Raw genomic sequence first — 25,723 nt, forward strand, 5'->3', positions numbered from 1 at the left:
TATAGGCCCTGAGACATGCGATTTGAAACCCCCCTTGTCCCCGCCCGCCTGATCCGCCGCTACAAACGCTTTCTGGCCGATTGCACGCTGGAGGACGGGCGCGAGGTGACCGCCCATTGCGCCAATCCGGGTTCAATGATGGGTCTGGCCGGACCGGGTGAGAAAATCTGGCTGGAGCCCAATGACGACCCCAAGAAAAAGCTGAAATACGGTTGGCGGCTGGTCGATCACGAAAACGGCCATTTCACCGGTGTCGATACCTCGGTTCCCAACAAAGCCCTGCGCGCGGCGCTTGAGGCGCGTGAAATCCCCGAACTGGCGGCCTATGAAACCATCCGCCCCGAGGTGAAATACGGCGAAAACAGCCGCATCGACTTTCTGCTGACTCAGCCCGGCCTGCCGGATGCCTATGTCGAGGTCAAAAGCGTCACCCTGTCCCGCCAACCCGGTCTGGCCGAGTTCCCCGACAGCGTAACCGCGCGAGGCACCAAACACCTGGCTGAGCTGGCGGCGATGGTGGCACAGGGGCACCGGGCAATCATGCTGTACCTAGTCCAGCGCACCGATTGCGACCGTCTGGCGCTGGCCGCTGATATCGACCCGACCTATGCAGCGGCGTTCGAAGCCGCGCAGGCGCAGGGGGTCGAGCGGTTAGTCTATGGGACGCAAATTACGCCCGAGGGGGTTTGGATCGGAAAACCCATGGGGTAGTTTACAACTAAGGTATTGATAAAATTCTACGCAATTACCGGATTTTAGGACGCAGTGACACATAAGAAAGTTTGGGAATCTCTCCTTATATTCGACACCCGCAATGTCCAACCCGTCGAGGTCCATCTAGATGCTCCACGACCGTCAGGGTATGTGGCGTTTCAGGACAGATACGAAGATGCGCAGGACATAGATGTGTCCGAGTATCCGGACTACGTGTATTTCGAATTTCGCGATCTCCCCAAGAAAACGAAGGAAAATCTGCCGGATATTTTTACGGGCCATTTGGGTTTGGTTTTTGTGTCGGAGTCGATGCGTGATCTGCTGATGGAGTTTGAGCTCGGCCGAACCCGGTTTCATGAGGTGGAGTTGCGCGAATATGACCAAGAAACGCCTTATCCAGGGCGGCGATGGTTTTTCATGCATATTTTGGAGAATCGAAGAACATTGGTTCCGGAACAGTCTACTGGTCTAAATCCTGTAGGATCCGAGGGACTGGTGTGGAGTTCATTTTCCGAGGGATCCAGCAAACTCGCCGTGGATCCGTCATCAGCTAATGATCTAGACTTCTGGATGGATCGCAGCATTCGAAGCCGTGTATTTTTCTCAGATCGTCTGAAAGTAGCGATCAAGGAATCGGGGCTCAGCGCCCGCTGGCTTGGCTTTCGCCGCTGTAAGACTGTTGAAGCAAACAGCTCTTGAACCACGGGTGCTCAGTACCATTTGAGAGGTCAGAAACAGCCCCTCTGGAACTTTCTGCACAAGCAGCGTAAAAGAAATGCTGCGCGAAACATTTGGAGCCTCGCATCCATGAAAGAACATCGTGGCCGTCTGACCAAGGACGGTATCCGCATTTATGAACAGGGTGACTTTGCCGGCATGCACGCGGCAGGGGCCTTGGCCGCGCGGATTCTGGATGACATTGCCGAACACGTCTTTCCCGGCCAAACCACCGGCGCGATTGACGGGTTGATCACTCAGATGGTTGAGGACGCAGGCGCTACCTCGGCGACCATCGGGTACAAGGGCTATCAGCACGCCAGCTGCATCAGCGTGAATCACGTGGTCTGCCACGGCATTCCCGGCGACAAGCGGCTGAAGGAAGGCGATATCCTGAACATTGACGTCACGGTCATCGTCGACGGCTGGTTCGGCGATACCTCACGCATGTATGTGGCGGGCAAACTGCCCCGCAAGGCCGAGCGCCTGATCCAGGTGACCCATGACGCCCTGTTCAAGGGTATCGAGATGGTCAAGCCAGGCAACACCTTCGGTGATATCGGCCACGCTATTCAAGCCTATGTCGAAGCGCACCGGATGAGCGTCGTACGCGATTTCTGCGGCCACGGTCTGGGTCGGGTGTTCCATGCCCCGCCGAACGTGCTGCACTATGGCCGTCCAGGGACTGGCGCGGTTCTGGAAGAGGGCATGTTCTTCACCATCGAGCCGATGGTGAACCTCGGCCGCCCTGAGACCAAAACGCTGGCCGATGACTGGACCGCTGTGACCCGCGACAAGTCGCTGTCTGCGCAGTTCGAGCACTCGGTAGGTGTTACGGCGGATGGGGTCGAAATCTTCACCCTGTCACCGGGCGACAAGTTTCATCCGACCTATTCCTCCTGATCAGCGGCCTGATCGCGCATCAGTTTCAGCAACAGGGTTTCCTGCCCCCATGGCGTGACCGCGTCATGGATGAACACCGGCGCGCGCATGGGTTTCTGCTCGGGGCCAGTGGTTGCGTCGGTTTCCTGCGGTACAGTCCATAACGGGAGTTTCAGGGCACGGTCCATGCGCTGATACTAGCACGTCCCGGTCAAATCCCCAAAAGCGCTGGAACCTCGGCCATGTCTGCAAACACTTCGGCGCCAAGTTTGGCCAGTTTTTCCCCGCCTCCATGCGGCGCATAGGCCAGACAGCGCATATTGGCGCGGATTGCGGCGGTGACACCGCTGGCACTGTCTTCGATGACCACCGGCCGCGAAGCGCCGAATTGTTTCGCCGCTGTCAGGAACATTGTCGGGTCGGGTTTGCCCACGCCTAAGGTGTAGGCCGAGAACATCACGTCCTTGAACCGATCCCAAAGGCCGTTCTGCCCCAGCGTGACCTGCATTTTGTCCGGCCCGCCATTGGAGGCAACGCAGAAAGGCACGCCGCGTTCGTCCAGAAGCGTCAACAACTCCAACACGCCGGGAACCAGAGGCACCCCCTGCCGAAGATGGGCATCGGTTTCAGCATCGAATTCCGCAATCCAGTTCTCGGGCAGATCAGCCCCCAAACTGCGGGCGATCTCCTGAACTTCCGGCATGGTCTTGCCGGTAAAGATCCTGTGGCATTCATCCGCCGTCAAAGACAAACCGTGTCGGGCTAGGTTTGCGACCATCACCAGATTGGACAGCGGCTCACTGTCGACCAGAACGCCGTCGCAATCGAAGATGACCAGATCATGCATTCGGATCCGCGCTCCACATCAGGGTGATATGCGTGTCACCATATTTGCGGCTGTCCTGCAGAGTGAACCCCTCGGGCGGTTGCATCGGGGCGTTTTCCTCCCATACGATCAGGGCATCGTCGGCGATCCAGCCTTGCGACAGGGCGGCGATGCCTTTCTGGCCCATGGACTTGCCATAGGGTGGGTCCATAAAGATCAGATCATAAGGCGCGCCAGGATTTTCGCCCAGCCGCGTGGCGTCACGGCGGATCAGATCGGTGCGGTCAGTACTGCGGGTCAGATCGATGTTTTTACGGATCAGACCCTGTGCCACGCGGCCGTCATCGACAAAGGTCACATGCGCCGCCCCACGCGACAACGCCTCAATCCCCAATGCGCCGGTGCCCGCGAACAGGTCCAGCACACGCAGACCGTCAAAGTCGATCTGGTGGCTGAGCACATTGAACAGGCTTTCGCGCACGCGGTCGGTGGTGGGGCGCAGATGTGCGCCCGCATCCCCTTTGCCGACCGAGGCCAACGCGCGGCCCCGGAACTCTCCGGCGATGATCCTCACGCCTTGAGCAGCGGTTTAAGGTCCGCATCAGGGTTGGCCACGATGGCAGGATCGGCGGTCTTGCCCGATTCAATCAGGCGTTTTCCGACCATATAGGCGCGCGGATCGTTCATCGCGTCCACCGCAATCAGCTGATCGCCCTTGTAGTACCAGAAGGACACCGTTTGTCCTTCGCCCTTGCGGGTCACCACGCGGTCATAGCCAGTGTTCAGGCCCGCGATCTGCAGCTTGACGTCATACTGATCCGACCAGAACCACGGCGTTGCTACGTAGTCTTTGGCTGCGCCCAACATGTTTTGGGCAACGATCTCGGCCTGATCGATCGCGTTCGGGACACTTTCCAGACGGATACGTCCCTCACCATGCGGAAAGGATGCACAATCGCCCGCGGCCCAGATCGACGGATCTGAGGTGCGGCCATGAGCATCGGTCTTGATGCCGTTGTCCAGTTCCAGCCCCGCCATCTCAGCCAGTTGTGTCGAAGGGGCGATGCCCACGCCGACGACTACGAAATCAACCTCCAGCTCGGTACCATCGGTCAGGACAGCTCCGACGACCTTACCGTTTTCACCGATCAGACGATCCAGCCCGACGCCCTCGCGGATATCGGCGCCGTACTCGGTATGCAGCGCTCGGAAGTAGTCACTGGTCTCGGGGGCGGCGACCCGCTGCAGAATCCGGTCCGCCATCTCGACCAAGGTCACCTTGACCCCGCGCTTGGCGCAGACTGCGGCGGCCTCAAGCCCGATGTAACCGCCGCCGACGATCAGCGCGCGCGCGCCGTCTGCCACGCGGGGCTCCATCTCATCGATATGGGCCAGATCGCGCACCACGTGTACGCCTTCCAGATCCCCGCCAATTGCTGCGGGCAGGTAGCGTGGATCGGATCCTGTGGTCAGCGCCAGTTCGTCATACGCGATGACCTCATCCCCGACGGTCACGGTCTTGGCCTGCGGGTCAATCGCAGTCACACGCTGCCCCAGACGCAAGGTGATGTTGTTCTCGGAATAGAAACTCTCGGGCCGCAAGAATAGGCGCTCCAGCTCCATCTCACCCAGCAGATAGGCCTTGGACAGCGGCGGGCGCTGATAAGGCAGATGCGGCTCGGCCCCGATCAGGGTAATATCCCCGTCAAACCCGTCTTTGCGCAGTCTGGCAACAAGCGAAGACCCCGCCTGCCCCGCACCGATCACGACAATATGGCTCATGTTCCTCCCACCGTGTCGAATTCCCGTGGTCTCATCCACGTGACCACCTATATTGCGGCTGAGCCCGACTCTGCAAATCCAAACGACAGGAGCTTAAAATGATTTCAACAGGTGACATGCTGCCCGACGCCACGCTGACCCAACTGGGTGCAGACGGCCCCGAAGAGGTGCGGATTTCAGACAAGACCAAAGGGCGCAAAGTGGTGATTTTTGCGGTGCCCGGCGCGTTTACGCCGACCTGCCATTCGGCCCATGTGCCCAGCTTCATGCGCACCAAGGATCAGTTCGATGCCAAAGGCGTGGACGAGATCATCTGCGTCTCGGTTAACGACCCCTTCGTCATGAAAGCCTGGGGTGAGGCCACCGGCGCCACCGATGCTGGACTGACCATGCTGGGCGATGCCGCGTCCGAGTTCACCAAGGCCATCGGCATGGATTTCGACGCCCCGCCAGCCGGCCTGATCGCGCGATCCAAGCGCTATGCCATGCTGGTAGAGGACGGAAAAGTTGTGGCGTTGAATCTGGAAGAAAACCCCGGTGCCTGCGAAATATCCGCAGGTGAGGGCCTGCTGGATGTGATCTGATACCACAAGGCCCCGGGTAACCTTGGGGCCGCTAGTGCCATTTAACTTGATGCGACGCCCCGATCTGCCAATATTTGACCAATACAATCAGGGAGTTTGCTGAATGAAACTGAAGATTATTACGCTATTGATTGGGTCTGCGGGGGCATTGGCCGCCTGCGGCCCGGCGCCGACGCCGCAACAACAGGCGGCACGGCAGCATGAGATCGCCTGTCTGAGCGGGTCACTGGGTGGCGCACTGATCGGCGGCGCAATCGGAAACCAGTTCGGTGGCGGGTCAGGCAAGTCTATCCTGACAGCGGCAGGTGCAGCCACCGGTGCCGTTCAAGGCAACAGATACGCATGTTGAGGAGAGCCGGAATGACACGTGGACTTATTATCGCTGCGGCCGTTTTGCTGGCCGGTGCCGCCTCGGCCGAAAACGTTGCCGAGCTGCACGAAAACGAGCTGAGAGCCATCGATAAGAATAACGACGGTTTCCTGTCCCGGGAAGAATACGACGCCTTTGCCGACTACGCCTTCCAGTCGATGGATGTGAACAAAGACAATTCGGTGGGACTGCAAGAAGCAAAACCGCATCTGGACGACGACCAGTTTCAGCAGGTTGACCGCGACAATGACGGCTTTATGTCAAGGTCGGAATACGACTACCAGATGAACGACGATTTCCTGTCGGCCGACAAAGACCAGAACGGCCTATTGGATTAAACCGGACGGCCTCGCGATTTGCGGGGCCATCCACTCAGGGAGCGTGCCATGCAAAAATGGGTAATTCTCGGAGTTTTGGGCCTGTTGGCGGCCTGCGACGCGCCGCAAGCGCCAGTAGTGACCGGACCGGACGGGCAGACGCGTATCCAGATCAACACCGCTGGGCTGACCTGCTATAACAATCGCTGTCTGGATATTAACCCGGCCGCACGCAGCGTACGCCAGATCGGCAACCGGACTACACGTATTCCTGAGGGCATTGATGTCAGTAGTGGCACCGTTACACCCGCGGAGTTTCAGCAGATGGGTACTGCCGCATCGCTGGCTGGCGGCGTCGGTTCAGGCAGTCGCTAACACAGACTGTCCATCTTGCGGGCCAGCTTGGCATCCAGCGCTGACAGGCCACCCACGTCATGGGTAGCCAAAGTAACCTCGACTGTACGGTAGACATTGGACCATTCGGGGTGGTGGTTCCATTTCTCGGCAAATATCGCCACCTGCGTCATCCAGCCGAAGGCGTGGACGAAATCCTCGAAGATAAAGGTCTTGGTGATCGCATCCCGGCCTTCGACCATGGTCCAACCATTTTCGAACAGCGGGTCCAGCAGCGGCCCGCGGGTCTCGATCGACAGTAGTTCGGTCATTGCTGTTCCTCCGGGTTCAACTTCCTGAACGGGCCATATTCCGTCAGGATCTCGATCTCTTCTCCCACTGCGGCGGCCTCGGCGTCTAGATATTTTCGGATCGCATCGGAAAAACCGGGGTCACCGACCCAATGCAAGCTATGCGTGCGCGTGGGCAAATAGCCTCGTGCCAACTTGTGTTCACCCTGCGCCCCGGCTTCAACCCGAGCCAGGTCATGGGCAATGGCAAAATCAATCGCCCTATAGTAGCACAATTCGAAATGCAGGCAGGGGTGATGTTCGACGCAGCCCCAATAGCGGCCAAACAGGGTTTCGCGCCCGATGAAGTTCAGCGCCCCGGCAATCGGATATCCGTCGCGTTCCGCCAGCACCAAGGCCATGTCATCCGCCATGGTTTCCTGTGCGATATCAAAGAACTGACGGGTCAGGTAGGGCGTGCCCCACTTGCGCGATCCGGTGTCTTGATAGAACGTCCAGAAGGCATCCCAATGCTCGGGGCGCAGTTCATCGCCAGTCAGCGTGCGAATCTCGCCACCAAACCCGCAGGCCTGCGCCCGTTCCTTGCGGATATTCTTGCGTTTGCGCGAGGACAGCGCGGTCAGAAACCCGTCGAAATCCGCGTATTCATCATTGAGCCAGTGAAACTGCTGCGAGGTGCGCAACATCAGGCCCATCTGTTCACCGGCGATGGCCTCGCCCTCGGTGCAAAACGTGGCGTGCAGCGAGGATACCCGGTTGTCGGCGGCCAGTTGCACTGCGCCTTGTACCAATGCCGACATTCCCACCGCCTCATAGCCCGGACGCACCAGAAAGCGCCGCCCGGTGGCGGGGGTAAAGGGCACGGCAATCTGCAGTTTCGGGTAATACCGCCCGCCTGCGTTTTCATAGGCATGGGCCCAGTTATGGTCGAAGATGTATTCGCCCTGACTGTGCGACTTCGCATACATCGGGGCCGCACCGATCAGCATCCCGTCCAGATAGGTTGTCAGGTATTGCGGCTGCCAACCGGTACCACGCCCGACCGAGCCGCTGTTTTCCAGCGCCAGCAGGAACCGATGGGTGGTAAACGGGTCCATAGGCCGTCCGCCCTCGGCGGCCTCAGGGCAGGCGCAACTGTCCCAGTCTTCAGCAGAAATCTGCGACAGCGATCCCAGAACCTGAACTTCGATTTGCGCCTGATCCATATGCCCTCCGCGTCTGGTCTTTATCTGTGACGGTTGGGGGTGGGTTCAACCCGACTGCTGTGCCAGATACCCTTCGAAGGTAACATTGTCGGCAATCTTACGCGCTTCTGCCTCTTGTTCAGGCGACCGCACCGTCCAGCACAGAATCGGAACACCCTGCGCCTTTAACTCGGCCACACGGGGGCGAGGAAGGTCGGCAACCTCGTGGCTGATAAAACTGGCGCCGACCCGGTTGAAATCAGGGATGTCGCGCAAGTGATCGCAGACGGTCTGCGACAACAGTTCCTCTTTGGGCTGATACGAGCACGTCACCAAGCCGCGCGGCAGATGCGGCGCAAGGCGCGCCAGCTCGGCCACTGAATTGGGGTTGAAGGACATCAGAGCCACAGGCCCGTCATAGCCTTGCAGCGCCCGCACCGCGTCCGCCTCTAGCGGTCCGACATCGGTGCCCATCGCGCCGTCCTGATCCTTGAACTCGATCAGCAGCGGCACCGTGCCGCCCACCATCTCCAACACCTCATCCAGCGTTGGGATACCGTCATCTGCGTGTAGCAATTGGGTGGCTTGCGCCTGCGCTGCCGAGACCTGCTGAATCGGCCCCGCCTGCCCGGTCAGACGCGTCATGTCATAGTCATGAAATACCATCGCCCGGTTGTCCGATGTCCGTTGCAGATCGATCTCGATCCCGTATCCGGCTTCGACAGCGGCGTGAATGGCCGCCCGGCTGTTTTCCGGGCGGTTGTCCGATTTGTCATGCAGTGCCCGATGCGCGATCGGGGTTTGCAAGAATACGGAAGGCAGGGACGGTGTCATTGGACCTCGAAGATGCCTTCGATTTCGACGGCGACGCCCAGCGGCAACGCGGCGGCGCTGACGGCGGAACGGGAATGACGACCGGCATCACCCAGCGCTTCGACCAGGAAATCGGACGCGCCGTTAATGACCTGCGGCTGTGCGGTGAAATCGGCGGTCGAGTTTACGAAACCGGTCAGCTTGATGACGCGCACCAGCTTGTCGATATCGCCACCGCAGGCCGCCTTGACCTGTGCCAGCAGGTTGATGGCGCAGACCTTGGCTGCAGCCGCACCGGCGTCGACATCCATGTCATCGCCCAGCTTGCCGGTGATCAGTTCATCATCCTTGGAAATCTGACCCGACACATAAACGATGTTGCCGACCCGTACGAAAGGCACGTAATTCGCTGCCGGTGCGGGCGCGTCCGGTAGGTTGATGCCGAGGCTTTCCAGTTTCGCTGCAATGCTCATGAGGGTTTCTCCAAATCTTGAGTCGCGGCGAAGCTAACCGGGAAGGTCAGGTTCGGAAAGCCTGAAAACGGGGATGGACCTGCCCGAAAGGTGGGCGTAACTCTTCTTATTCCGAACAGTTGAAGCAGTGCCGCTTTACCTTGGCCCACCGGGCAGGTTAAACGCTATTTGTTTCCTGCTTGTTTTGGAACGTATATGTGACGTCAGATTAGGCCGCGCTATGTGGCCATAGGCAGTATTGATTGATAGTTCGGGTCAACGACCCCGAACGGTTTGGAGTGGCAAAGACAGTGTTGAGCAGACCCCGCCTGAAGCACCTGATCGTGCTGTCCCTGATGACAGTCCTGAGCGCCTGCGCCACGCGACCTCCGGAAGGGGCCCCACCAAATGAGGTGTTCGATCCCTATGAAAGAACCAACCGGGGCATTCACAAGTTCAACCTGGGCGTAGACCGGTTTCTGTTCCGCCCGGCCTCGAAAGGGTACGTCAAGATCGTGCCCGACCCGATGGTGACCAGCTTTAATCACTTCGCCGAAAACCTGACGATGCCCGGACAGGCACTGGATTACTTGTTGCAGGGCAACGTCAAGCAATCCGGCAACGCTCTGCTGCGCTTTGTGGTCAATTCCACGGTGGGCGGATTGGGCCTGTCTGACCCAGCCGCCGAGTTGAACCTGCCGCCGGTGGATACCGATTTCGGCGAGACCCTGCACGTTTGGGGCGTTGGCGAGGGTGCTTATGTCGAATTGCCTTTCTACGGCCCCTCGACCCAGCGGGATTCGATTGGCGTGGTCGTCAACCTGTTCTCGAACCCGATCAACTTTAGCCCGGTGCGCCCGGTCGACAATATCGGCGTCTATGCCGAGGTTGTGCGCCGGATGGGTGACCGGGGCCGGTTCTCGGATACGGTGGATTCGATTCTATACGAAAGCGCCGACAGTTATGCGCAGGCACAGACAATCTACATCCAAAATCGCCGCTTCGAACTGGCACGTGATGATGAGGAAGCCTATCTGGGTCTGTATGATGACCCCTATGCAGAAACCGGGACCGACCCTGTCAGGGACCCCTACCTAGACCCCTACGAGGACCCCTATGCCGAATAACCATCTGAACAGACGCGGTTTTATTGCCACCGGCCTGGCCGGCGTGATGCTGACCGCCCTTCCCGCCTTTGCCCAGACCGAAGCCAGCGCCAAAGCTCTGGTTGTCAGTGTCGTGGATGACATCAACCGCGTGATCGCCTCGGGCAAATCCGAAAAAGCGATGATCCGCGATTTCGAAAAGATCTTTGTGCAATACGCCGATGTGCCGATTATGGCGCGTTATGTGTTGGGGGCCGACGGTCGTTCAGCCAGCCCGTCGCAACTGAAACAGTTCACCAGAGCGTTCCAGGGCTATATCTCGAATAAATACGGACGTCGTTTCCGCGAATTCATCGGCGGTCAGGTGACCGTGCGCAATGCCCGCAAGATCAAGGCAGGCTACGAGGTGCGCACCTCGGTCAAGCTGCAGGGCTCGTCACCGTTCGAGGTAACCTTCTTGGTGTCGGACAAATCAGGACGTGACAAGTTCTTCAACATGTTCATCGAAGGCGTGAATATGCTGCTGACCGAGCGGACCGAGATCGGCGCGATGCTGGATGCGCGCGGTGGTGATCTGAACCGTCTGATCAAGGACATGAACCGCAACAAAGTCAGCTGATCCGGTTTACAGTTTGAACAAGCGCCGCGCGATTAAGTTCGCGCGGCGCTTTTTTGTTTAGTTTAAACGCTCGCCGGTTTCCTCGGCAAAGTAGGACACTTTGCTCATGTCAAAGGCAAGGTTCAGCATCTTGCCTGCCTGTGCGCTGGTTTCCGCGTGCAGACGTGCGGTGACCTGTTTGCCGCCCAGTTCCGAGACCACATAGGTATCAGCGCCTGCGGGTTCGACCATATCGACAAGGCATTCAGCCTCTTGCACGCCGGCCCCGGCGCGGAAGCCAGCCTCGGCGATATCTTCAGGGCGCAGACCGAGGATCACGTCCTTAGGCAGTGACAGATCGCGGGTATCCTTCAACACCAGAGTCTCACCCGTTTCGCGTGCGATGGCGATCTCGGTGCCAGACCCATTCTTGGTCGCCTGCGCCGGGATAAGGTTCATTGCCGGTGAGCCCATGAAATCGGCCACAAACAGGTTGGCCGGGCTGTTGTAGATCTCGGCCGGGGTGCCGATCTGCTGCACGATACCGCCTTTCAGCACGACAATCTTGGTTGCCAGCGTCATCGCCTCAATCTGGTCGTGGGTCACATAGACGATGGACGCATCCAACGTCTGGTGCAGCTTCTTGATCTCAGTCCGCATCTCGACCCGCAGCTTAGCGTCGAGGTTCGACAGTGGTTCGTCAAACAGGAACAGCTTGGGATCACGCACCAGCGCCCGACCCATCGCGACACGCTGACGCTGACCACCCGACAATTGGCTGGGGCGACGGTTCAGAAGCGGTTCGATCTGCAGCAGTTGGGCGACCTCTTTCAGCTTGGCGTCCTGCGTCGCCTGATCGACCCCGCGCACCTTCATGCCGAAGGTAATGTTCTTGGCCACGGTCATGGTCGGGTACAGCGCATATGACTGGAACACCATCGCGATGTCGCGGTCCTTGGGGCTGACATGAGTCATGTCGTTGCCGCCAATGGACAGGGTGCCGCCGGTGATTTCCTCAAGCCCTGCAATACAGTTCAGCAGGGTGGACTTGCCGCAGCCCGAGGGGCCGACCAGAACCAGGAAATCGCCCGGTTCGATTGAGATGTTGATGTCCTTGAGAATTTCGACAGGGCCGTAATTCTTGTAGAGTTTGTTGATATCAAGGATGGGTGCCATTGGTCTTATCCCTTCACTGAGCCAGCGGTCAGGCCGCGGATGAAATACTTACCGGCAACGACATAGACGAGCAGCGTCGGTAGCCCTGCGATGATCGCAGCGGCCATGTCGACGTTGTATTCTTTGACGCCGGTGGTGGAGTTTACGATGTTGTTGAGCGCCACGGTCACGGGCTGCGTGCCCGCCTGGCTAAACGACACGCCGAACAGGAAGTCGTTCCAGATCTGCGTGAACTGCCAGATAACGGTCACAACGATGATCGGCAGCGACAGCGGCAGGAAGATCGACCAGAAGATACGCATGAAACCAGCGCCATCAACCCGCGCGGCTTTGGTCAGCTCGGCCGGAATGGTGATATAGTAGTTGCGGAAAAACAGCGTGGTGAAGCCCAGCCCATAGATCACGTGGACGAAGATTAGGCCCGGAATGGTCCCGGCAATCCCCATGATGCCCAGCAGGCGCGCCATCGGCAGCAAAACAACCTGGAACGGGATGAAGCAGCCAAACAGCATCAGTGAGAAGATGATGTTCGCGCCTTTGAACCGCCATTGCGCGACCACATAGCCGTTCAGCGCGCCCAGCAGGGTCGAGATGGCCACCGCAGGCACCGCGATCAGGACCGAGTTCCAGAAATAGGGCTGCAGGCCCTCGCACTGGATACCGGTACAAGCACCGGACCATGCGGTTTTCCAAGCCTCGAAGCTCACCTCGCGCGGCAGCGATATCAGAGACCCGGTGCGGATTTCCTCAAGGCTTTTCAGCGATGTGGTCACCATCACGAACAGCGGCATCAGGTAATACAGCGCGAACAGGCCCAGCAGGACGTAAAGCAACCAACGTAGGGCAATCTTGCCAGTGGCGCTTTGAGTACGGGTTTCCGTATGGGGCATCGAAATATCAGTCATTTTTCGCCCTCAACTCTGAGTAAAGGTAAGGAACCACGATGGCAAAGACGACCAGCATCATGATCATCGCGGAGGAAGCCGCCTGACCGATATCGCCGCGCGAAAAGGCCATTGCGTACATGTAGGTTGCCGGCAGGTCGGTCGCGTAGCCCGGACCGCCACCCGTCAGGGCGATGACAAGGTCAAAGCTTTTGATCGCAAGGTGGGCCAGCACGATGAAGGCCGAAAGGAAGATCGGGGCCATCGAGGGGATGATGATCGCCGTGTAGATGCGCCATGTCGGGATACCATCGACCTGCGCGGCCTTGATGATCTCACCATCCACCGACCGCAGACCGGCCAGGAACAGCGCCATGACGAAGCCCGAGCTCTGCCAGATCGCGGCCATCACGATGGTGTAGATGGCGTAATCCGGGTTCACCAGCCAGTCGAATTCGAAGTTCGTGAAACCCCAACCCTGCACCATGGATTCGATACCCAGACCCGGGTTCAATATCCACTTCCACGCGGTACCGGTCACAATCATCGACAGCGCCATCGGGTACAGGTAGATCGTCCGAATGGCCCCTTCGACGCGGATTTTCTGATCCAGCAGGATCGCCAGCAGCAGACCCAGAACCATCGCGATCACGATGAACAGGGTACCGAACAGGTAAAGGTTGTTGATTGCCGTGTCCCAGCGGGGCGAGTCGAACAGGCGTTCATACTGGATGAATCCCTTGATCTCGTATTTCGGCAACAGTTTCGATCGGGTCAGTGACACCCAGGCCGTCCATCCGATAAAGCCGTAAACAAAGATCAATACGGCAATGAACGACGGTGCCAGCACCACCTTGGGAAGGTGGTTTTCCAGCCATTCGGACATTTTTTCCTCCGGGAGAAAAGATGCTCTGCCCCGTCAGTATAGGGGGCAGAGCAGATTCGGATCAGTAGCTGTTTGCCACCGCGTCCGCCAATTGCTGAACCGCGTCAGCCGAGGACATATCCGAGTTGAAGTGAGCGGTCACAACGTCGGTGATTGCACCGGACTGCGATCCGCGCAGCGCCATACCGTGCGCATAGGACGGCAGCAGCGAGCCGCTGGCCGAGGTCGAGCCCATATCTTCGGCCGACAGATTGGCGCAGATATCAAAGTCATCCAGTGCCACGTCGGTGCGTGCTGGGATCGAGCCTTTGTTCAGGTTGAACACTTTCTGGAAGTTCGGCGCGACGATCAGCTTGGCCAGCAGGTCCTGACCGGCTTTCTTGTCGTCACCGTCCACGTTGAACATGGCAAAACTGTCGACGTTGTACAGATAGCCGTCACCGGGGGTCGAGGCGCACAGGAAGTCTTCGCCGGGTTTCTTGCCAGCAGCCAGGAATTCACCCTTGGCCCAGTCGCCCATGATCTGGAAGGCAGCCTCGCCGTTCATGACCATCGCAGTGGCAAGGTTCCAGTCGCGGCCCGAGAAGTTCTCGTCGACATAACCGCGCATTGTGCGCATCTGATCGAACGCCTGAACCATCGTGTCCGAGGTCAGCGCTTCGGGGTCCAGATCAACCAGAGCCTTCTGATAGAACTCGGGGCCGCCGATGCCCAGAACAACGGCTTCGAACACGGTGGCGTCCTGCCACGCCTGACCACCATGGGCCAGCGGGATCACACCAGCATCCATCAGCTTGGTCGCGGCGGCGTTGAATTCATCCCATGTGGTCGGCATCTCGATGCCATTGGCCGCCAGCACATCCGCGTTGGCCCAGATCCAGTCAACGCGGTGGACGTTCACCGGTGCGGCGCACCATGTGCCTTCGCACATCATATGACCGGCGATCGAAGCGGGCAGTACATCGGCCCACCCTTCAGCCTCAGCTACGCTCGAGATATCGGCCAGAACACCCTCTTCATACCATTCCTGAATGGCAGGGCCTTTCAGCTGAACGGCGGTCGGCGCATTGCCAGCCAGAACACGAGCACGCAGAGCGGTCATTGCGGCATCACCGCCACCACCGGCAACCGGCATATCGGTCCAGGTGCCGCCGTTCGAGGCAAACTCTTCCTGAAGAACGGCCACCGATTTGGCCTCGCCACCCGACGTCCACCAATGCAGAACTTCGGCCTGTGGTTCGGCCACAACCGACGTTCCGGCCACCATGGCCAGAGTCGATGCAGTGGCAAATACAAAACGCTTCATTACGTGTCTCCTCCCTGAGAACTTTGTGACTGCAAACGCAGCGATGCCCGACATACTGCGCCCATATCCCTGTCTGGCAACGCTGAATCCGGTGCGAAATCCTGTCACCGCCCAAATATTCACCGCTTTTGTTACAGCGTGTTACGTTGACATTGAATCTGTTTCCGTTCGTTACAATGCACGATACCGGAGGAGCAGAAATTGGGAGGACAAGCCGCGTGAGCATTCCGCGACTACTGGTGGTGGACGACGACCCCGAGATGCGGTCGATGATGACCCAGTTCCTGCAGCAGAACAGTTTCATCGCCCTGCCTGCCAGCTCGGAAAACGAAATCCGCTCGCATTTGACGGCTGGCCGGATCGACCTGATCCTGCTGGATGTGATGCTGGGGGATGAGAACGGGGTCGAGATCTGCGCCCGCCTGCGGACCGAGCAGGATGTGCCGATCATTCTGGTCTCGGCCCTGTCTGCCGATCATCAGCGCATGGCAGGGTATGAGGTCGGGGCTGACGATTATATCGCCAAACCGTTCAACCCGCAGCTACTGCTGGCCCGCGTCCGCGCGGTGATGCAGCGTGCCCGCCGCACGCCGTCGCTGGCCTATCGCCGCCGCACGCGGACCTTTCGCTTCAATGACTGGACCTATGACGGCAAACGGGATGAGGTCCACTCGCCTGAGGGCTATCTGGTTTCGCTCTCACAGCGGGAAACCGCGCTGCTCAAGGTATTGCTGGCCAACCCGCATATCCCACTAACCCGGGATGAGATCGCCGCCGCGCTGGATGTCACCGGCAGCGCCGACAAGCCCGAAGCGCAAGGCCGCGCCATAGACATGCTGGTTGGACGGTTGCGATCCAAGATCGAGACGAACCCGAAAGACCCGCAGATGCTGCGCACTGAGCGCGGCGTCGGGTACGTCTTTGCCGCCGAGGTGTTCGTGGACGAGGGCGCATGACGCCGCGCGCGCCGCGCCTACGCAGCCTGGGCTGGATCTGGACCGGAGCAGCCTTTGCCACCGGCTTGCTGTCTGCCGGGCTATGGTTTTCATCAGCCCGCGCCTGGGACGATTTTCTCACTCGCGCCTATGTCGCTGGCTTTTCCGTCTATGAAGAACTGCGGGTCGGGATTACCCCGCCGCCGGGTGTTACCGTGACAGCTTTGTCCGCCGAGGCTGCTCAACTGGCCGATGCAGGCCGGTTCGAACAATTGCCGGGCCTGTCGGACCGCAGCTTTGTCACCAACCTATCGATCCTAACCGACAATACCGCCCCTCTGGCCGGGCGAGAGTTGACGCTTGCGGTGATGTCCGACCGGCTGGTCTATCCGGTGTCCGATATCCTGTCGCGCATTGATCAGACCGGTGCCGAGAAGCTGGGCAACCTGACCCGCCTGCTGGCCACTTACTGCAGCGAACCGATTCTAATCGCCCGGTTCGGGCGCAATGACTGGCGGCAGGTGGATGGCACCGATGTCTGGGGCTGCAAGGCCGCCCCTGCCGATCTGCGACTGCCCGCCATTCTCGCTGCGATCGTGACGCTGGCGGTCATCCTGACCTCGGTGGGCAATGTCTCGGACACCTTCACCCGGTTTGCTGGTGCGCTGCGCGACCGCAAGCGCCGGGGTGGACCGAACAGCTATGACACCGACGGGCCTGCAGAACTGCGCGAGATCGTCTCGGCCGTCAACGACCATCTGGATGCCGAGCGGGACCAGCTTGAAAAACGCGCTACCGTTCTGTCCGGGGTCAGTCACGATCTGGGCACGCCTGCCACCCGGGTTCGCCTTCGGGCGGCGCTTATTCCTGATGACGAGTTGCGCGAAAAGCTCGAGGCGGATGTGGATCAGATGACCGGCATGATCGAAAGCGTGCTGACTTACACCCGGTCCGAGTTGAGCGTCGAGGAACCCCGTCAGATTTCACTGACCGCGCTGGTCGAGTCTCTGGTCGCCGACTACCAAGACATGGACCTGCCGGTGACACTGAAGAAAATCGCCCCGGTCGCAGTCGAAGGCGCGCCCTCGGTCTTCATGTCAAGACGTGGGCATGGGTCGCTTCCGGAAACGCGGCGGATGCTGGTGATGGCCCGGCCGATCTCGTTGAAACGCGCACTGACTAACCTAATCGACAACGCCTTGAAATACGGCCGTCATGCCGAGGTGCAGCTTGAAACCGATGCCCGTACGGCCACCATCACTGTTGAGGACAAAGGGGCCGATCTGTCCGTTTCAGATATTGAGGCGCTGATGGCCCCGTTCCGCCGCGGCTCGAATATCGGGTCCTCAGACGGGTTCGGTCTTGGGCTGACCATCGTAGCCACGATTGCCGAACAGCACGGCGGTTCCCTCAGCTTCGAGGCAGGGGATCAGGGGTTGCGGGCTCGGCTGCAGATCACCCGACAGTGACCGCTCTAGGTCATGTAACTGCGCACCAATGCCCCAGCGATCAATGACCAGCCATCCGCGATAACAAAGAACGCCAGCTTGAAAGGCAGCGACACAGTTGCAGGCGGCACCATCATCATCCCCATCGACATCAACACCGCCGCCACTACCAGATCGATGATCAGAAACGGCAGGAAGATCAGAAATCCGATCTGAAACGCGCGAGCGATCTCGGACAGCATGAAGGACGGCATCAGGATCGACAGCGGTGCCTGAGGCGACAACGCAATCGCATCTCCGCCGGGGCGCAGGGCGGCCATGGAATGAAAGGTGTCGGGGTTCAGCCGCGCAGCCATGAAGGCGCGGAACGGCTTGATGGCGATCTCAAGCGCTGGCTCAACCTCCATCGTTTCTTCGACCATGGGTCGGATACCGGTAGCCCAGGCCTCGGTAAAGACCGGCTCCATGATGAAATAGGTCAGGAACATCGCCAGGCTGACAATCAGCATGTTGGGCGGTGATTGCTGCAAGCCAATGCCCTGCCGCAGGATGGCCAGAACGGTAATCAGAAACGGAAAACAGGTGACCATGATCGCAAGCCCTGGCGCGAGGCTGAGCACCGTGATCAACAGGATTAGCTGGATGGTCCGCGCCGAGATCGAGCCACCCTCGCCCAGGGAAAGCGACAACTCTTGCGCTGCAGCTAGAGATGGGGACAGGGTCGCAAGCGCGACAAACAGCCAAAGCAGAACCCGCATCAACCGATCCCGTTCTGCAAATCCGCGATCTCGGTCAGGCGCACGGCAAGCTGACCCGCCTGATCGCCCTCCATCTCTTCCAGCAGGCCTCGAGCGACCAGTTGATCACCGACATAAAGGTCGACCGGATCCTCGATCCGTTTGTCCAGCGTCAGTACGGCGTTTTCACCCATGTTCAGAAGATCACGGATAAGGGGCCGCGCGCGACCGACGGACACCGTGACCTCAATCGGAACGGCCTCGAACGGGTTGGCTCTTTCAGGTTTCGGGGTCTGGGGGTCACTCATGGTTCACTGCCTCTTTTGCCTCAAATACATATGCGTCAAATGCCCCGGCGACCGAGGCGAGCAGGCCAGTGCAATCCACCTCGCGCTGAGAGGTTCCAACCTGCAGCCGAGCCTGTCCGGACTCCAGCGACGGGTCCTCGATCACGCGGGCGGGTGAAGACAGATCCTGCGGCAACAAGGCCTCGACCTCGCCCCCCCGACCCGTGGGCACGAAGATCTGCATCGGCTGGCTGACCTGTCCGCGTGCCATATCAGCCAGTTGTTCCACCAGCCGTACGGCATAGCCGCGATCCAGCGTCTCAGGCAGGACTACCTGCACCAGACTTTGAAACATCGGTTCCAGCGACAGGGCCATCCGGGTGACGGCCTCGTGATAGGTGAAGGACATATCCTCAAGCGATTTGGCCAGTTCCGCCGAGACCCGGCTTCGGCTCTGTTCTTGCGCCTGAACCGCGTCTTCCCAACCGGCGCTATAGCCTTGCTCAAACGCAGCCAGACGTTGTTCTTCCAGCGCGTCCTCGTCCAGCAAGTGCAGCTTGCCGCCGCCGGCCTGCAGGGTGAAATCCTCAAGAAGATGGGCAATCGACATCAGACACGCTCCTCCCCTTCTTCGAGCCAGCTGCGCAGGATTTCGACCGTCTCTTCTTGCTTGTCGCCGATCATCGCCCGCAGCCGATCTACCGGATCAGCACTCTGCTGCGCGGCCAGCGCCGGAACATCGCCAGCAGGTGCCTGACCTGGAAGCGAAGTGAATTGTCCGGTCTCGTCGGTTGCGATTTCACCGGTCAGATAGGCCTCAGGCTCCGGAGCAGCCCCGGCAGGCAGCAACGCGGGCGTCATCGCCGGTTTCGTCAGGATCGGGCGGATCACGAACAGGCCGAGTACCAGCGAAACAATCGCCAGAACCGCCATCTGGATCAGCGACATCGCGTCGAAATGCACCTTTTGCCAGATCGAGGCCGAGGCCATCGTGCCCTGCGGTTCAACCACCGGCAGGTCCAGCGATTTCAGGGTAATGACATCCCCGCGCGCTTCATCAAACCCAACGGCTGAGGCCACCAGCTCTTTCAGAGCATCCATCTCGGCCTCTGGCATCGGCTCAAAACTTTCCACCCCGGTCGCGTCGACTGTGCGCGTTCCGTTGACCAGAACCGCAACCGTCAGGCGTTTGATCGCGCCGGGCGCGTTGTGAACCTCAAGCTCGGTCTCAGAGACCTCATAGTTCACCCGCTCGCGCGTCTGCGTTGCGTTGGAGTTCGATTCGTCGCCACCAGCACCGTCCCCATCGGGCAGGTTCGAGGCCACGGTGACATCGGCAGACTGGTTGCGGGCGCTGTCCGAGCGTTCTTCGATATCGGTGCTGATGGCGACGCGCCCATTGGGATCAAAACGGCGTTCGCGGATGGATTCGGTCTTGGTCACCGTATCGACACTGACCTCGACCACTGCGTTCCCGGTGCCGACGCGCGCCTCAACCAGTCGCATCACCCGTTCACGCAACTGGCGCGCCTTGTCATCGGCCGTATCCGCGGCAACGGCCGTTTCCTGCGCGCCGATCACAGCCCCGTTCGAATCGACGACGGTGACATTCTCGGGCGCCAGACCACTGACGGCCGAAGCCACCAGAAACCGGATCGCCTTGGCCTGATCCGATGTGACCTGCGCCCCCGACGGCACCAGATAGACCGAGGCCGTCGGTGCCACGCTGCGCTGGAACGGATTGGTCGACCCGTTGGCGATATGCACACGGGCCTGGCTGACATGAGGGCTGCCAACGATGGTGCGGGCCAGTTCACCCTCTTTTGCGCGCCAATAGGCGGCATCGAACATCTGCGACGTAGTGCCAAAGCCGCTGAGCGAATCCAACAGCTCATAGCCCTGATTGCCGTTCGCGGGCAGGCCTTCGCTGGCCAAGGTCATGCGCAGCTCATCCCGCTGCGATCCGGGCACATAGATCGAGCCGCCGCGAATCTCGTAAGTGACCCCGCGCTGTTCCAGCGAGCGGACGATATCCCCCGCAGCGCCGCTTTCCAGCCCCGCATAAAGCAAGGTCATCGACGGCGCCGTCACCAGACGTGACATCGCAAGGACCCCAAGAAACACCAGCACGACCGCACCGGCAACGATGATTTGTTTACGCCTGTCCAAACTTGCCCAGACAGTTCCGATCTGCTGCACGCTCACCTCCGACTCGCCGACATTCTGCCCGGCACGTTCCCTGTTTGGACCATTGCCCTTAACAATCGGTTAGTCCCTGCCGGGTTATGACGATTGCAGAACGGACAAGTGAGGACGTCATGACTGACGCGACTGCGGAACAGGCAGAAGCCCCGGAAAAGTCGGGGAAAAAAGGGCTGATTATCGGGGCGATTCTGGCCGTGGCCGGGGCGGCAGGCGGGTATTTCCTGACCACGTCCGGAATGCTGCCCTTCGGCGGCAAGTCCGCTGTAGTAAACGCCAAGGACATGGACAAGGGCAAGCCGGTCAAGGCGTTGCCGCAAGTCGGTTTCGTCGATCTGCCGCCAGTGATCGTATCAGTGAACGCTGGCGATTCGCGGCATCTGAAATTTCACGCTCAGCTTGAGGTGAATGCCGAATACACCGCCGATGTCGAGAAGATGAAACCGCGAATCATGGACATCCTGAACGGTTATCTGCGCGCGGTCGAAGTGTCGGATCTTGAAGATTCGCTGGCCCTGATGCGTATCCGCGGCCACCTGCTACGGCGCATTGAAATTGTCGTCGGCGAGGGGCGCGTACGCGATGTCCTCGTGATGGAATTCGTATTGAACTAGGAGGCGAAGTTGGAGCTGATTGCAGATATTTTGCTGGTCGCCGGCGCGCTGGGTGCGGGTCTTTATTGTTTCGTGCTGTCCCGGCGGCTCAAGCGGTTCACCGATCTGGAAAAAGGCGTTGGCGGTGCGGTTGCCGTGCTATCAACTCAGGCCGATGAGCTGAAAGAGTCACTGGGCGCGGCGCGAGAGGCTTCGGACCAGTCCGGTGAGGTTCTAAAAGAACTGACGCAACGCGCCGAATCGGTCGCCCAGCGCCTGGAACTGATGTTGGCATCAATGCATGACATCGTTCCGCCCGAGGACAAACCGGCAGAGCCCGAACCTGTCAACCGCCCAAAAGGAACAAGCGCAAAGCCTCAGGTGGAAGCGGATTCGGAAGCAGCCGAAACAGGATCAGAACAGACTACTAAGTCGAGCGAAAGGTCAGCGGAGTCAGAAGACAAAGTTGAAGTGGCCGAGAAACCGGAACAGTCGGAAGACTCCACAGAGGTAACGGAAAAGCCTGCAGAGGCGGACAGCGCAACACCTACCGCGGGTCCAGACAAGCGACCCGACGGCCTGATGTTCTTCCGACACACCCGGTCCCGGGGTGAGGCTGCGACATGACCTCCAAGCCAACCGCAAAACGCCCAAAGGGCGGCGTGCTGGCGGTCATCTCGTTGCTGATGATCGGATCCGCCGCGATTCGCATCGGGCTGGAGGCCGGCCCCGCGCTGGCAAAAGGCGCCGAGCCGTCATTGCCCGAAACAGAACAGGCGCGGGCCGACTTACCCGGGGCGCAGGTTTTGCTGACCGAGTTACTGCGCCGGGAAGAGACGCTAAAACAGCGCGAGGCGGCTGTTCTGGACAAGGAAAGGGCATTGGCTATTGCCGACCAGGCAATCGAGACCCGCCTGGTTGCGCTGCAAGAGGCCGAAGAGGCCCTGCGCGAGACGCTAGCTATGGCCGAAAAGGCCGCCGAGACCGACCTGACGCGCCTGACGGATGTTTACCAAAGCATGAAACCCAAAGACGCCGCCGCGTTGTTTGAGACGATGGACCCCAGCTTTGCCGCTGGTTTCCTGTCGCGGATGCCGCCAGACGCGGCCGCAGGTGTTCTGGCCGGGCTCAGGCCCGAGGCCGCCTATACGATCAGCGTCATAATGGCTGGCCGCAACGCCGCGGCGCCGCAGGAATAACATTTCAACCCCGCACAGGATTTTGCTGGAGACCACCCATGATCGGAATAATCGGAATTGTCGTCATTTTCGCCATGGTATTCGGCGGCTATCTTGCTGCGGGCGGCAAGATGGCCATCATTATGAAATCACTGCCATTTGAGATGATGATGATCGGCGGTGCCGCGGTAGGCGCCTTTCTGATCAGCAACGACATGAGCGCCGTCAAACACACGGCCAAGGACATGGCCAAAGTGTTCAAAGGTCCCAAATGGAAGCCCGAGGATTACCGCGACCTGCTGTGCCTTTTGTTTTCACTGATCCGTATCGCCAAGGCCAGCCCTGTCGAGGTAGAACAACATATCGAAGACCCGGAAAGCTCGCCTCTGTTCTCGGCCTACCCCAAAATTCAGGCCGACAAAGAAGCGGTTGATCTGATCTGTGACACGATGCGGTCTGCCTCAATGAACTACGACGATCCGCATCAGGTGGAAGAGGTCCTGGAAAAGCGGATGGAGGCGAATTTCCATCACGCCATGCATTCCAGCCATGCCCTGCAGACGGTTGCGGATGGCCTGCCCGCCTTGGGCATCGTGGCCGCGGTTCTGGGGGTGATCAAGACGATGGGCTCGATCGATCAACCGCCCGAGGTACTAGGCAAACTGATCGGCGGCGCGCTTGTGGGGACCTTTCTGGGCGTGTTTTTGGCCTATGGTCTGGTCGGCCCCTTCGCGGGCAAGCTGAAAGCCGTTGTCGAAGAAGACAACCATTTCTACCAGCTGATCAAAGAGGTTCTGGTCGCCAACCTGCACAACCACAACGCGGCTATGTGCATTGAGGTTGGGCGCCAGAATACACCGACCCACAACCGCCCGGATTTCACCGAACTGGAAGAGGCGTTGAAAGAACTCAAGCAGGCGGCGGCATGACCCGGTTTGCACTGATTGCTTCTGCTTTGATCGCCGCTGCCACGGGTGCCGCTGCGCGGGATGTAACTGTGCGCTCGGGCGAGCATGATGGATATACAAGGCTGGTTGTTCAGGTCCCTCCAGACACAGGCTGGGTTTTGAAACAGACGAAGAACGGCGCGCGCCTGAACGTCGCGCTGGAGGATGTGGCGTTTCGAACAGGTGCAGTGTTTCAGCGCCTGACCCAGAACCGCCTGGCTGCCCTGTCTCAGACCAAACCCGGTGCCCCGCTTGAGATGGAGTTTGGTTGCAACTGCGTCGCCTCAGCCTTTCTGTTCAGGAACACAATGATCGTGGTGGACATCGCGCCCGGTACATTTCTGCCGCCGCTTACCAGCGACATTCCGGCCCCGGTCCTGCCCAAAGCGCCAAAGGGCGATATGACGCCGGGTCCGGATCAGAGCCTTGCCACACTGGAGCTACCTCTGCTGAACCTGAACGCAAGTGGATTTGAACACCAGCTTGCAACGCGTCTTTTGCAGGGCGCTGACCGCGGGATCGTCGATCTGAAAACTGCGCCTGTGGGACCACGGGCCTCAATCAGCAATCAAAGTCTGCTAATACCATCTGAGGTGGAACTAAACGTCCAGGTAACCACGATTCTCGAGGACCTGAACGGGCTGTTGGGTCCGGATGTGCCGCAGCTGGAACGGCGCCCCCCCTGCGTGTCCAGCGCCGAGCTTGCGTTGGACGACTGGTCTGATGAACGTCCGTTTGCTGAACAGACCGCAGCGCTTCGGACGGGTCTGTTTCAGGAATTCGACACCATCGACAAGACCCGTGCGCTGCAACTGGCCAAGCACTACGCCTATTCGGGGTTTGGGGCCGAAGCGATCAGGGCGCTGGAATTGCTGGGTGAGCGTTCCTTGGAGACCGAACGTATCGCCGCTATTGCACGCGTCTTAGATGATGGGCAACTCAACGGGTCGAACCCGTTTACAGGGCTTCAGCGTTGTAAAAGCGACGCAGCCATGTGGGCTGCATTGACGGAGGGCAGCTTGCGTCAAGACGCCAATCTGATTGCGATCGAGCAGACCTTTACACGCCTTCCGAACCACCTGCGCCGCCACGTTGGGCCGATGTTGTCGGACATTCTGGTAGAGGGGCAGGAACTCGAGGCCGCGCGGCGCGTCTTGCGTTCGGTGGATCGCGTCGAAACGCAGGTTAGCGCCGACACGACACAGGCCAAAGCAAAGGTCGCAACGGCCGAACACGATGCGCCCCGCGCCGAAACCCTGCTGACTGAAGTGCTTGAGGCCCCGGACGCCACGCTTGAAGCGCCGCTGGCACTGGCTCGGCTGATTGACAAACGCTGGCTGGAACGCGGCGCGGTTTCACCGCAAGAGCTGGATCTAGCGGAATCCTACACTGTTGAGCTTCGCCGGTCGGAAATCGGAGCGATGATGCAACAAACGCACGCCGTAGCCCTGAGCCTTGGGCAGGAATTCGACGCGGCGCTGGACGTGGTGGCAGAGCTGCCAGAGCGCAACGGGTCCACTGAAACGCTCAACCGTGTGGTGTTCGTTCTGACCGAACGGGCCGACGATGCTACCTTTTTGCGCCGTATCCTGAGCCTGTCGAACGCTCAGTCACAAGCACTGACAACCGATGCGGCAATCGTCGTTGCAGACCGGCTGGCTAGGCTAGGATTCGCCAAACAGGCACAGGCTCTGGCAAAACGCCCTCAGGACAGGCTCAAGCGAGGGGAACGGGCGCGGTTGCGGGCAAAAGCGGCATTGCAGGCCCACCGTCCGCATCAGGCGATGCTGGAACTTGCAGATGATCCCACCGATGAGGCCGATTCCCTGCGGGCCGCGGCCCTGCAAGCCACAGGTGACTTTGCGGCAGCGGGTGAGCTGATGCGCGCATCGGGTCACGCGGATGAAGCGAACCGGCTGTTCTGGCTAGCCGATCTGACGGAAAAGGCAGAACTGGGCAGCGGTACGAAATTCAGCGATGTCGCGAAGACAAGCCGGGGCCTGTCGGCCGAGCCCGTGCGTGTGCCAGACAAACCACTGGCCGACGCTGAAGCCTTGCTTCAGGACAGCGCAGAAACCCGGCAGAGGATTGCTATCCTTTTCGCAACGTTGAAAACGGAATAGGAGGCTCTGACACAGGCTAAGTGTAGTGCGGA

At 59.6% G+C, this 25,723-nt stretch carries 32 protein-coding genes; 16 read left to right on the top strand and 16 right to left on the bottom strand.

From position 1 onward, the window contains the following. Positions 1–15: 15 nt before the first annotated feature. The 3 genes from sfsA (at position 16) to map (ending at position 2,334) form a co-directional block, all read left to right on the top strand. Positions 16–711 (top strand): DNA/RNA nuclease SfsA, encoded by a 696-nt coding sequence (gene sfsA / locus ACXAGD_RS15820; protein ID WP_475211850.1) that lies wholly within the window; start codon positions 16–18, stop codon positions 709–711. Positions 712–864: 153 nt separating this feature from the next. Then, entirely contained in the window at positions 865–1,413 is a 549-nt protein-coding gene (locus ACXAGD_RS15825) for an imm11 family protein (protein ID WP_475212610.1), read from the top strand. Between the two features lie 108 nt (positions 1,414–1,521). Beyond that, the gene (gene map, locus ACXAGD_RS15830) at positions 1,522–2,334 is read left to right on the top strand and encodes a type I methionyl aminopeptidase (protein WP_475211851.1); all 813 of its coding nucleotides are present in this window, start codon (positions 1,522–1,524) and stop codon (positions 2,332–2,334) included. On the opposite strand, the gene ACXAGD_RS15835 is transcribed toward map, so the two are convergent. From ACXAGD_RS15835 to ACXAGD_RS15850, 4 genes are read right to left on the bottom strand one after another with little or no spacing between them, the layout of a single operon-like run. Continuing rightward, positions 2,322–2,501, bottom strand: coding sequence for a hypothetical protein (locus tag ACXAGD_RS15835; protein WP_475211853.1), 180 nt, complete (start codon positions 2,499–2,501; stop codon positions 2,322–2,324). The genes map and ACXAGD_RS15835 overlap by 13 nt on opposite strands. A gap of 23 nt (positions 2,502–2,524) precedes the next feature. Continuing rightward, positions 2,525–3,160 carry an HAD family hydrolase gene (locus tag ACXAGD_RS15840; protein WP_475211855.1) on the bottom strand — a complete coding sequence of 212 codons (636 nt, stop codon included), beginning with the start codon at positions 3,158–3,160 and terminating at the stop codon, positions 2,525–2,527. After that, on the bottom strand, positions 3,153–3,713 hold the full coding sequence (rsmD, locus tag ACXAGD_RS15845; protein ID WP_475211856.1) for a 16S rRNA (guanine(966)-N(2))-methyltransferase RsmD: 561 nt from the start codon (positions 3,711–3,713) through the stop codon (positions 3,153–3,155). Before rsmD ends, ACXAGD_RS15840 begins: the two co-directional genes overlap by 8 nt. Further along, the gene (locus ACXAGD_RS15850) at positions 3,710–4,921 is read right to left on the bottom strand and encodes an NAD(P)/FAD-dependent oxidoreductase (RefSeq protein ID WP_475211857.1); all 1,212 of its coding nucleotides are present in this window, start codon (positions 4,919–4,921) and stop codon (positions 3,710–3,712) included. Before ACXAGD_RS15850 ends, rsmD begins: the two co-directional genes overlap by 4 nt. A 98-nt stretch (positions 4,922–5,019) precedes the next feature. Here ACXAGD_RS15850 and ACXAGD_RS15855 point away from each other — a divergent pair, with 98 nt between their 5' ends. The 4 genes from ACXAGD_RS15855 (at position 5,020) to ACXAGD_RS15870 (ending at position 6,567) form a co-directional block, all read left to right on the top strand. Then, complete coding sequence (locus ACXAGD_RS15855) at positions 5,020–5,505, top strand: redoxin family protein (RefSeq protein ID WP_475211858.1); 486 nt, start codon at positions 5,020–5,022, stop codon at positions 5,503–5,505. A 103-nt stretch (positions 5,506–5,608) separates the two neighbouring features. After that, entirely contained in the window at positions 5,609–5,854 is a 246-nt protein-coding gene (locus ACXAGD_RS15860; protein ID WP_475211859.1) for a glycine zipper 2TM domain-containing protein, read from the top strand. Between the two features lie 11 nt (positions 5,855–5,865). Then, complete coding sequence (locus ACXAGD_RS15865) at positions 5,866–6,213, top strand: EF-hand domain-containing protein (protein WP_475211861.1); 348 nt, start codon at positions 5,866–5,868, stop codon at positions 6,211–6,213. Between the two features lie 48 nt (positions 6,214–6,261). Next, positions 6,262–6,567, top strand: coding sequence for a hypothetical protein (locus ACXAGD_RS15870; RefSeq protein ID WP_475211862.1), 306 nt, complete (start codon positions 6,262–6,264; stop codon positions 6,565–6,567). Here the strand turns inward: ACXAGD_RS15870 and ACXAGD_RS15875 are convergent. Genes ACXAGD_RS15875 through ACXAGD_RS15890 form a run of 4 tightly spaced genes read right to left on the bottom strand, consistent with a single transcriptional unit; the run spans position 6,564 to position 9,306 of the window. Continuing rightward, complete coding sequence (locus ACXAGD_RS15875; protein WP_475211864.1) at positions 6,564–6,857, bottom strand: 4a-hydroxytetrahydrobiopterin dehydratase; 294 nt, start codon at positions 6,855–6,857, stop codon at positions 6,564–6,566. The genes ACXAGD_RS15870 and ACXAGD_RS15875 overlap by 4 nt on opposite strands. Next, positions 6,854–8,041 carry a GNAT family N-acetyltransferase gene (locus ACXAGD_RS15880; RefSeq protein ID WP_475211865.1) on the bottom strand — a complete coding sequence of 396 codons (1,188 nt, stop codon included), beginning with the start codon at positions 8,039–8,041 and terminating at the stop codon, positions 6,854–6,856. Before ACXAGD_RS15880 ends, ACXAGD_RS15875 begins: the two co-directional genes overlap by 4 nt. Before the next feature lie 45 nt (positions 8,042–8,086). Continuing rightward, entirely contained in the window at positions 8,087–8,854 is a 768-nt protein-coding gene (locus ACXAGD_RS15885) for a glycerophosphodiester phosphodiesterase family protein (protein ID WP_475211867.1), read from the bottom strand. Then, positions 8,851–9,306 carry a RidA family protein gene (locus ACXAGD_RS15890; RefSeq protein ID WP_475211868.1) on the bottom strand — a complete coding sequence of 152 codons (456 nt, stop codon included), beginning with the start codon at positions 9,304–9,306 and terminating at the stop codon, positions 8,851–8,853. The genes ACXAGD_RS15885 and ACXAGD_RS15890 overlap by 4 nt, the downstream gene beginning before the upstream one ends. Before the next feature lie 335 nt (positions 9,307–9,641). Here ACXAGD_RS15890 and ACXAGD_RS15895 point away from each other — a divergent pair, with 335 nt between their 5' ends. Further along, positions 9,642–10,412, top strand: coding sequence for an MlaA family lipoprotein (locus tag ACXAGD_RS15895; protein WP_475212612.1), 771 nt, complete (start codon positions 9,642–9,644; stop codon positions 10,410–10,412). Beyond that, positions 10,402–11,010, top strand: coding sequence for an MlaC/ttg2D family ABC transporter substrate-binding protein (locus tag ACXAGD_RS15900; protein ID WP_475211870.1), 609 nt, complete (start codon positions 10,402–10,404; stop codon positions 11,008–11,010). The genes ACXAGD_RS15895 and ACXAGD_RS15900 overlap by 11 nt, the downstream gene beginning before the upstream one ends. Before the next feature lie 57 nt (positions 11,011–11,067). Here ACXAGD_RS15900 and ACXAGD_RS15905 read toward each other — a convergent pair whose 3' ends face one another. From ACXAGD_RS15905 to ACXAGD_RS15920, 4 genes are all read right to left on the bottom strand, one after another. Further along, positions 11,068–12,165, bottom strand: a complete 1,098-nt coding sequence (locus ACXAGD_RS15905; RefSeq protein WP_475211872.1) for an ABC transporter ATP-binding protein — start codon at positions 12,163–12,165, stop codon at positions 11,068–11,070. Positions 12,166–12,170: 5 nt separating this feature from the next. Beyond that, the gene (locus ACXAGD_RS15910; RefSeq protein ID WP_475211874.1) at positions 12,171–13,070 is read right to left on the bottom strand and encodes a carbohydrate ABC transporter permease; all 900 of its coding nucleotides are present in this window, start codon (positions 13,068–13,070) and stop codon (positions 12,171–12,173) included. After that, complete coding sequence (locus ACXAGD_RS15915) at positions 13,063–13,935, bottom strand: carbohydrate ABC transporter permease (protein WP_475211875.1); 873 nt, start codon at positions 13,933–13,935, stop codon at positions 13,063–13,065. The genes ACXAGD_RS15910 and ACXAGD_RS15915 overlap by 8 nt, the downstream gene beginning before the upstream one ends. A gap of 61 nt (positions 13,936–13,996) precedes the next feature. After that, positions 13,997–15,241, bottom strand: a complete 1,245-nt coding sequence (locus ACXAGD_RS15920; RefSeq protein ID WP_475211876.1) for an ABC transporter substrate-binding protein — start codon at positions 15,239–15,241, stop codon at positions 13,997–13,999. A gap of 218 nt (positions 15,242–15,459) precedes the next feature. Here ACXAGD_RS15920 and ACXAGD_RS15925 point away from each other — a divergent pair, with 218 nt between their 5' ends. Both ACXAGD_RS15925 and ACXAGD_RS15930 read left to right on the top strand, forming a co-directional pair. After that, entirely contained in the window at positions 15,460–16,197 is a 738-nt protein-coding gene (locus ACXAGD_RS15925) for a response regulator transcription factor (protein WP_475211877.1), read from the top strand. Further along, positions 16,194–17,645 carry a sensor histidine kinase gene (locus ACXAGD_RS15930; protein ID WP_475211878.1) on the top strand — a complete coding sequence of 484 codons (1,452 nt, stop codon included), beginning with the start codon at positions 16,194–16,196 and terminating at the stop codon, positions 17,643–17,645. Before ACXAGD_RS15925 ends, ACXAGD_RS15930 begins: the two co-directional genes overlap by 4 nt. A gap of 5 nt (positions 17,646–17,650) precedes the next feature. Here the strand turns inward: ACXAGD_RS15930 and fliP are convergent, their stop codons facing one another. From fliP to fliF, 4 genes are read right to left on the bottom strand one after another with little or no spacing between them, the layout of a single operon-like run. Further along, positions 17,651–18,382 carry a flagellar type III secretion system pore protein FliP gene (fliP, locus tag ACXAGD_RS15935; protein ID WP_475211879.1) on the bottom strand — a complete coding sequence of 244 codons (732 nt, stop codon included), beginning with the start codon at positions 18,380–18,382 and terminating at the stop codon, positions 17,651–17,653. Next, on the bottom strand, positions 18,382–18,669 hold the full coding sequence (locus ACXAGD_RS15940) for a FliM/FliN family flagellar motor switch protein (protein ID WP_475211880.1): 288 nt from the start codon (positions 18,667–18,669) through the stop codon (positions 18,382–18,384). Before ACXAGD_RS15940 ends, fliP begins: the two co-directional genes overlap by 1 nt. Next, positions 18,662–19,258, bottom strand: coding sequence for a FliH/SctL family protein (locus tag ACXAGD_RS15945; RefSeq protein ID WP_475211881.1), 597 nt, complete (start codon positions 19,256–19,258; stop codon positions 18,662–18,664). The genes ACXAGD_RS15940 and ACXAGD_RS15945 overlap by 8 nt, the downstream gene beginning before the upstream one ends. Beyond that, complete coding sequence (gene fliF / locus ACXAGD_RS15950) at positions 19,258–20,847, bottom strand: flagellar basal-body MS-ring/collar protein FliF (protein ID WP_475211882.1); 1,590 nt, start codon at positions 20,845–20,847, stop codon at positions 19,258–19,260. Before fliF ends, ACXAGD_RS15945 begins: the two co-directional genes overlap by 1 nt. 119 nt (positions 20,848–20,966) lie before the next feature. Between fliF and ACXAGD_RS15955 the strand changes: the two genes are divergently transcribed. From ACXAGD_RS15955 to ACXAGD_RS15975, 5 genes are read left to right on the top strand one after another with little or no spacing between them, the layout of a single operon-like run. Continuing rightward, a complete protein-coding gene (locus ACXAGD_RS15955) occupies positions 20,967–21,464 on the top strand; it encodes a flagellar basal body-associated FliL family protein (RefSeq protein WP_475211883.1) in 498 nt (165 codons plus the stop codon). 9 nt (positions 21,465–21,473) lie between these two features. Then, on the top strand, positions 21,474–22,070 hold the full coding sequence (locus ACXAGD_RS15960) for a hypothetical protein (protein ID WP_475211884.1): 597 nt from the start codon (positions 21,474–21,476) through the stop codon (positions 22,068–22,070). Then, on the top strand, positions 22,067–22,642 hold the full coding sequence (locus ACXAGD_RS15965) for a MotE family protein (RefSeq protein WP_475211885.1): 576 nt from the start codon (positions 22,067–22,069) through the stop codon (positions 22,640–22,642). Before ACXAGD_RS15960 ends, ACXAGD_RS15965 begins: the two co-directional genes overlap by 4 nt. A 38-nt stretch (positions 22,643–22,680) precedes the next feature. After that, positions 22,681–23,550 carry a flagellar motor stator protein MotA gene (gene motA / locus ACXAGD_RS15970; protein WP_475211886.1) on the top strand — a complete coding sequence of 290 codons (870 nt, stop codon included), beginning with the start codon at positions 22,681–22,683 and terminating at the stop codon, positions 23,548–23,550. Then, positions 23,547–25,691, top strand: coding sequence for a hypothetical protein (locus ACXAGD_RS15975; RefSeq protein ID WP_475211887.1), 2,145 nt, complete (start codon positions 23,547–23,549; stop codon positions 25,689–25,691). The genes motA and ACXAGD_RS15975 overlap by 4 nt, the downstream gene beginning before the upstream one ends. Positions 25,692–25,723 lie beyond the last annotated feature (32 nt).

It is taken from the genome of Ruegeria sp. ABF4_144 (assembly GCF_056160045.1).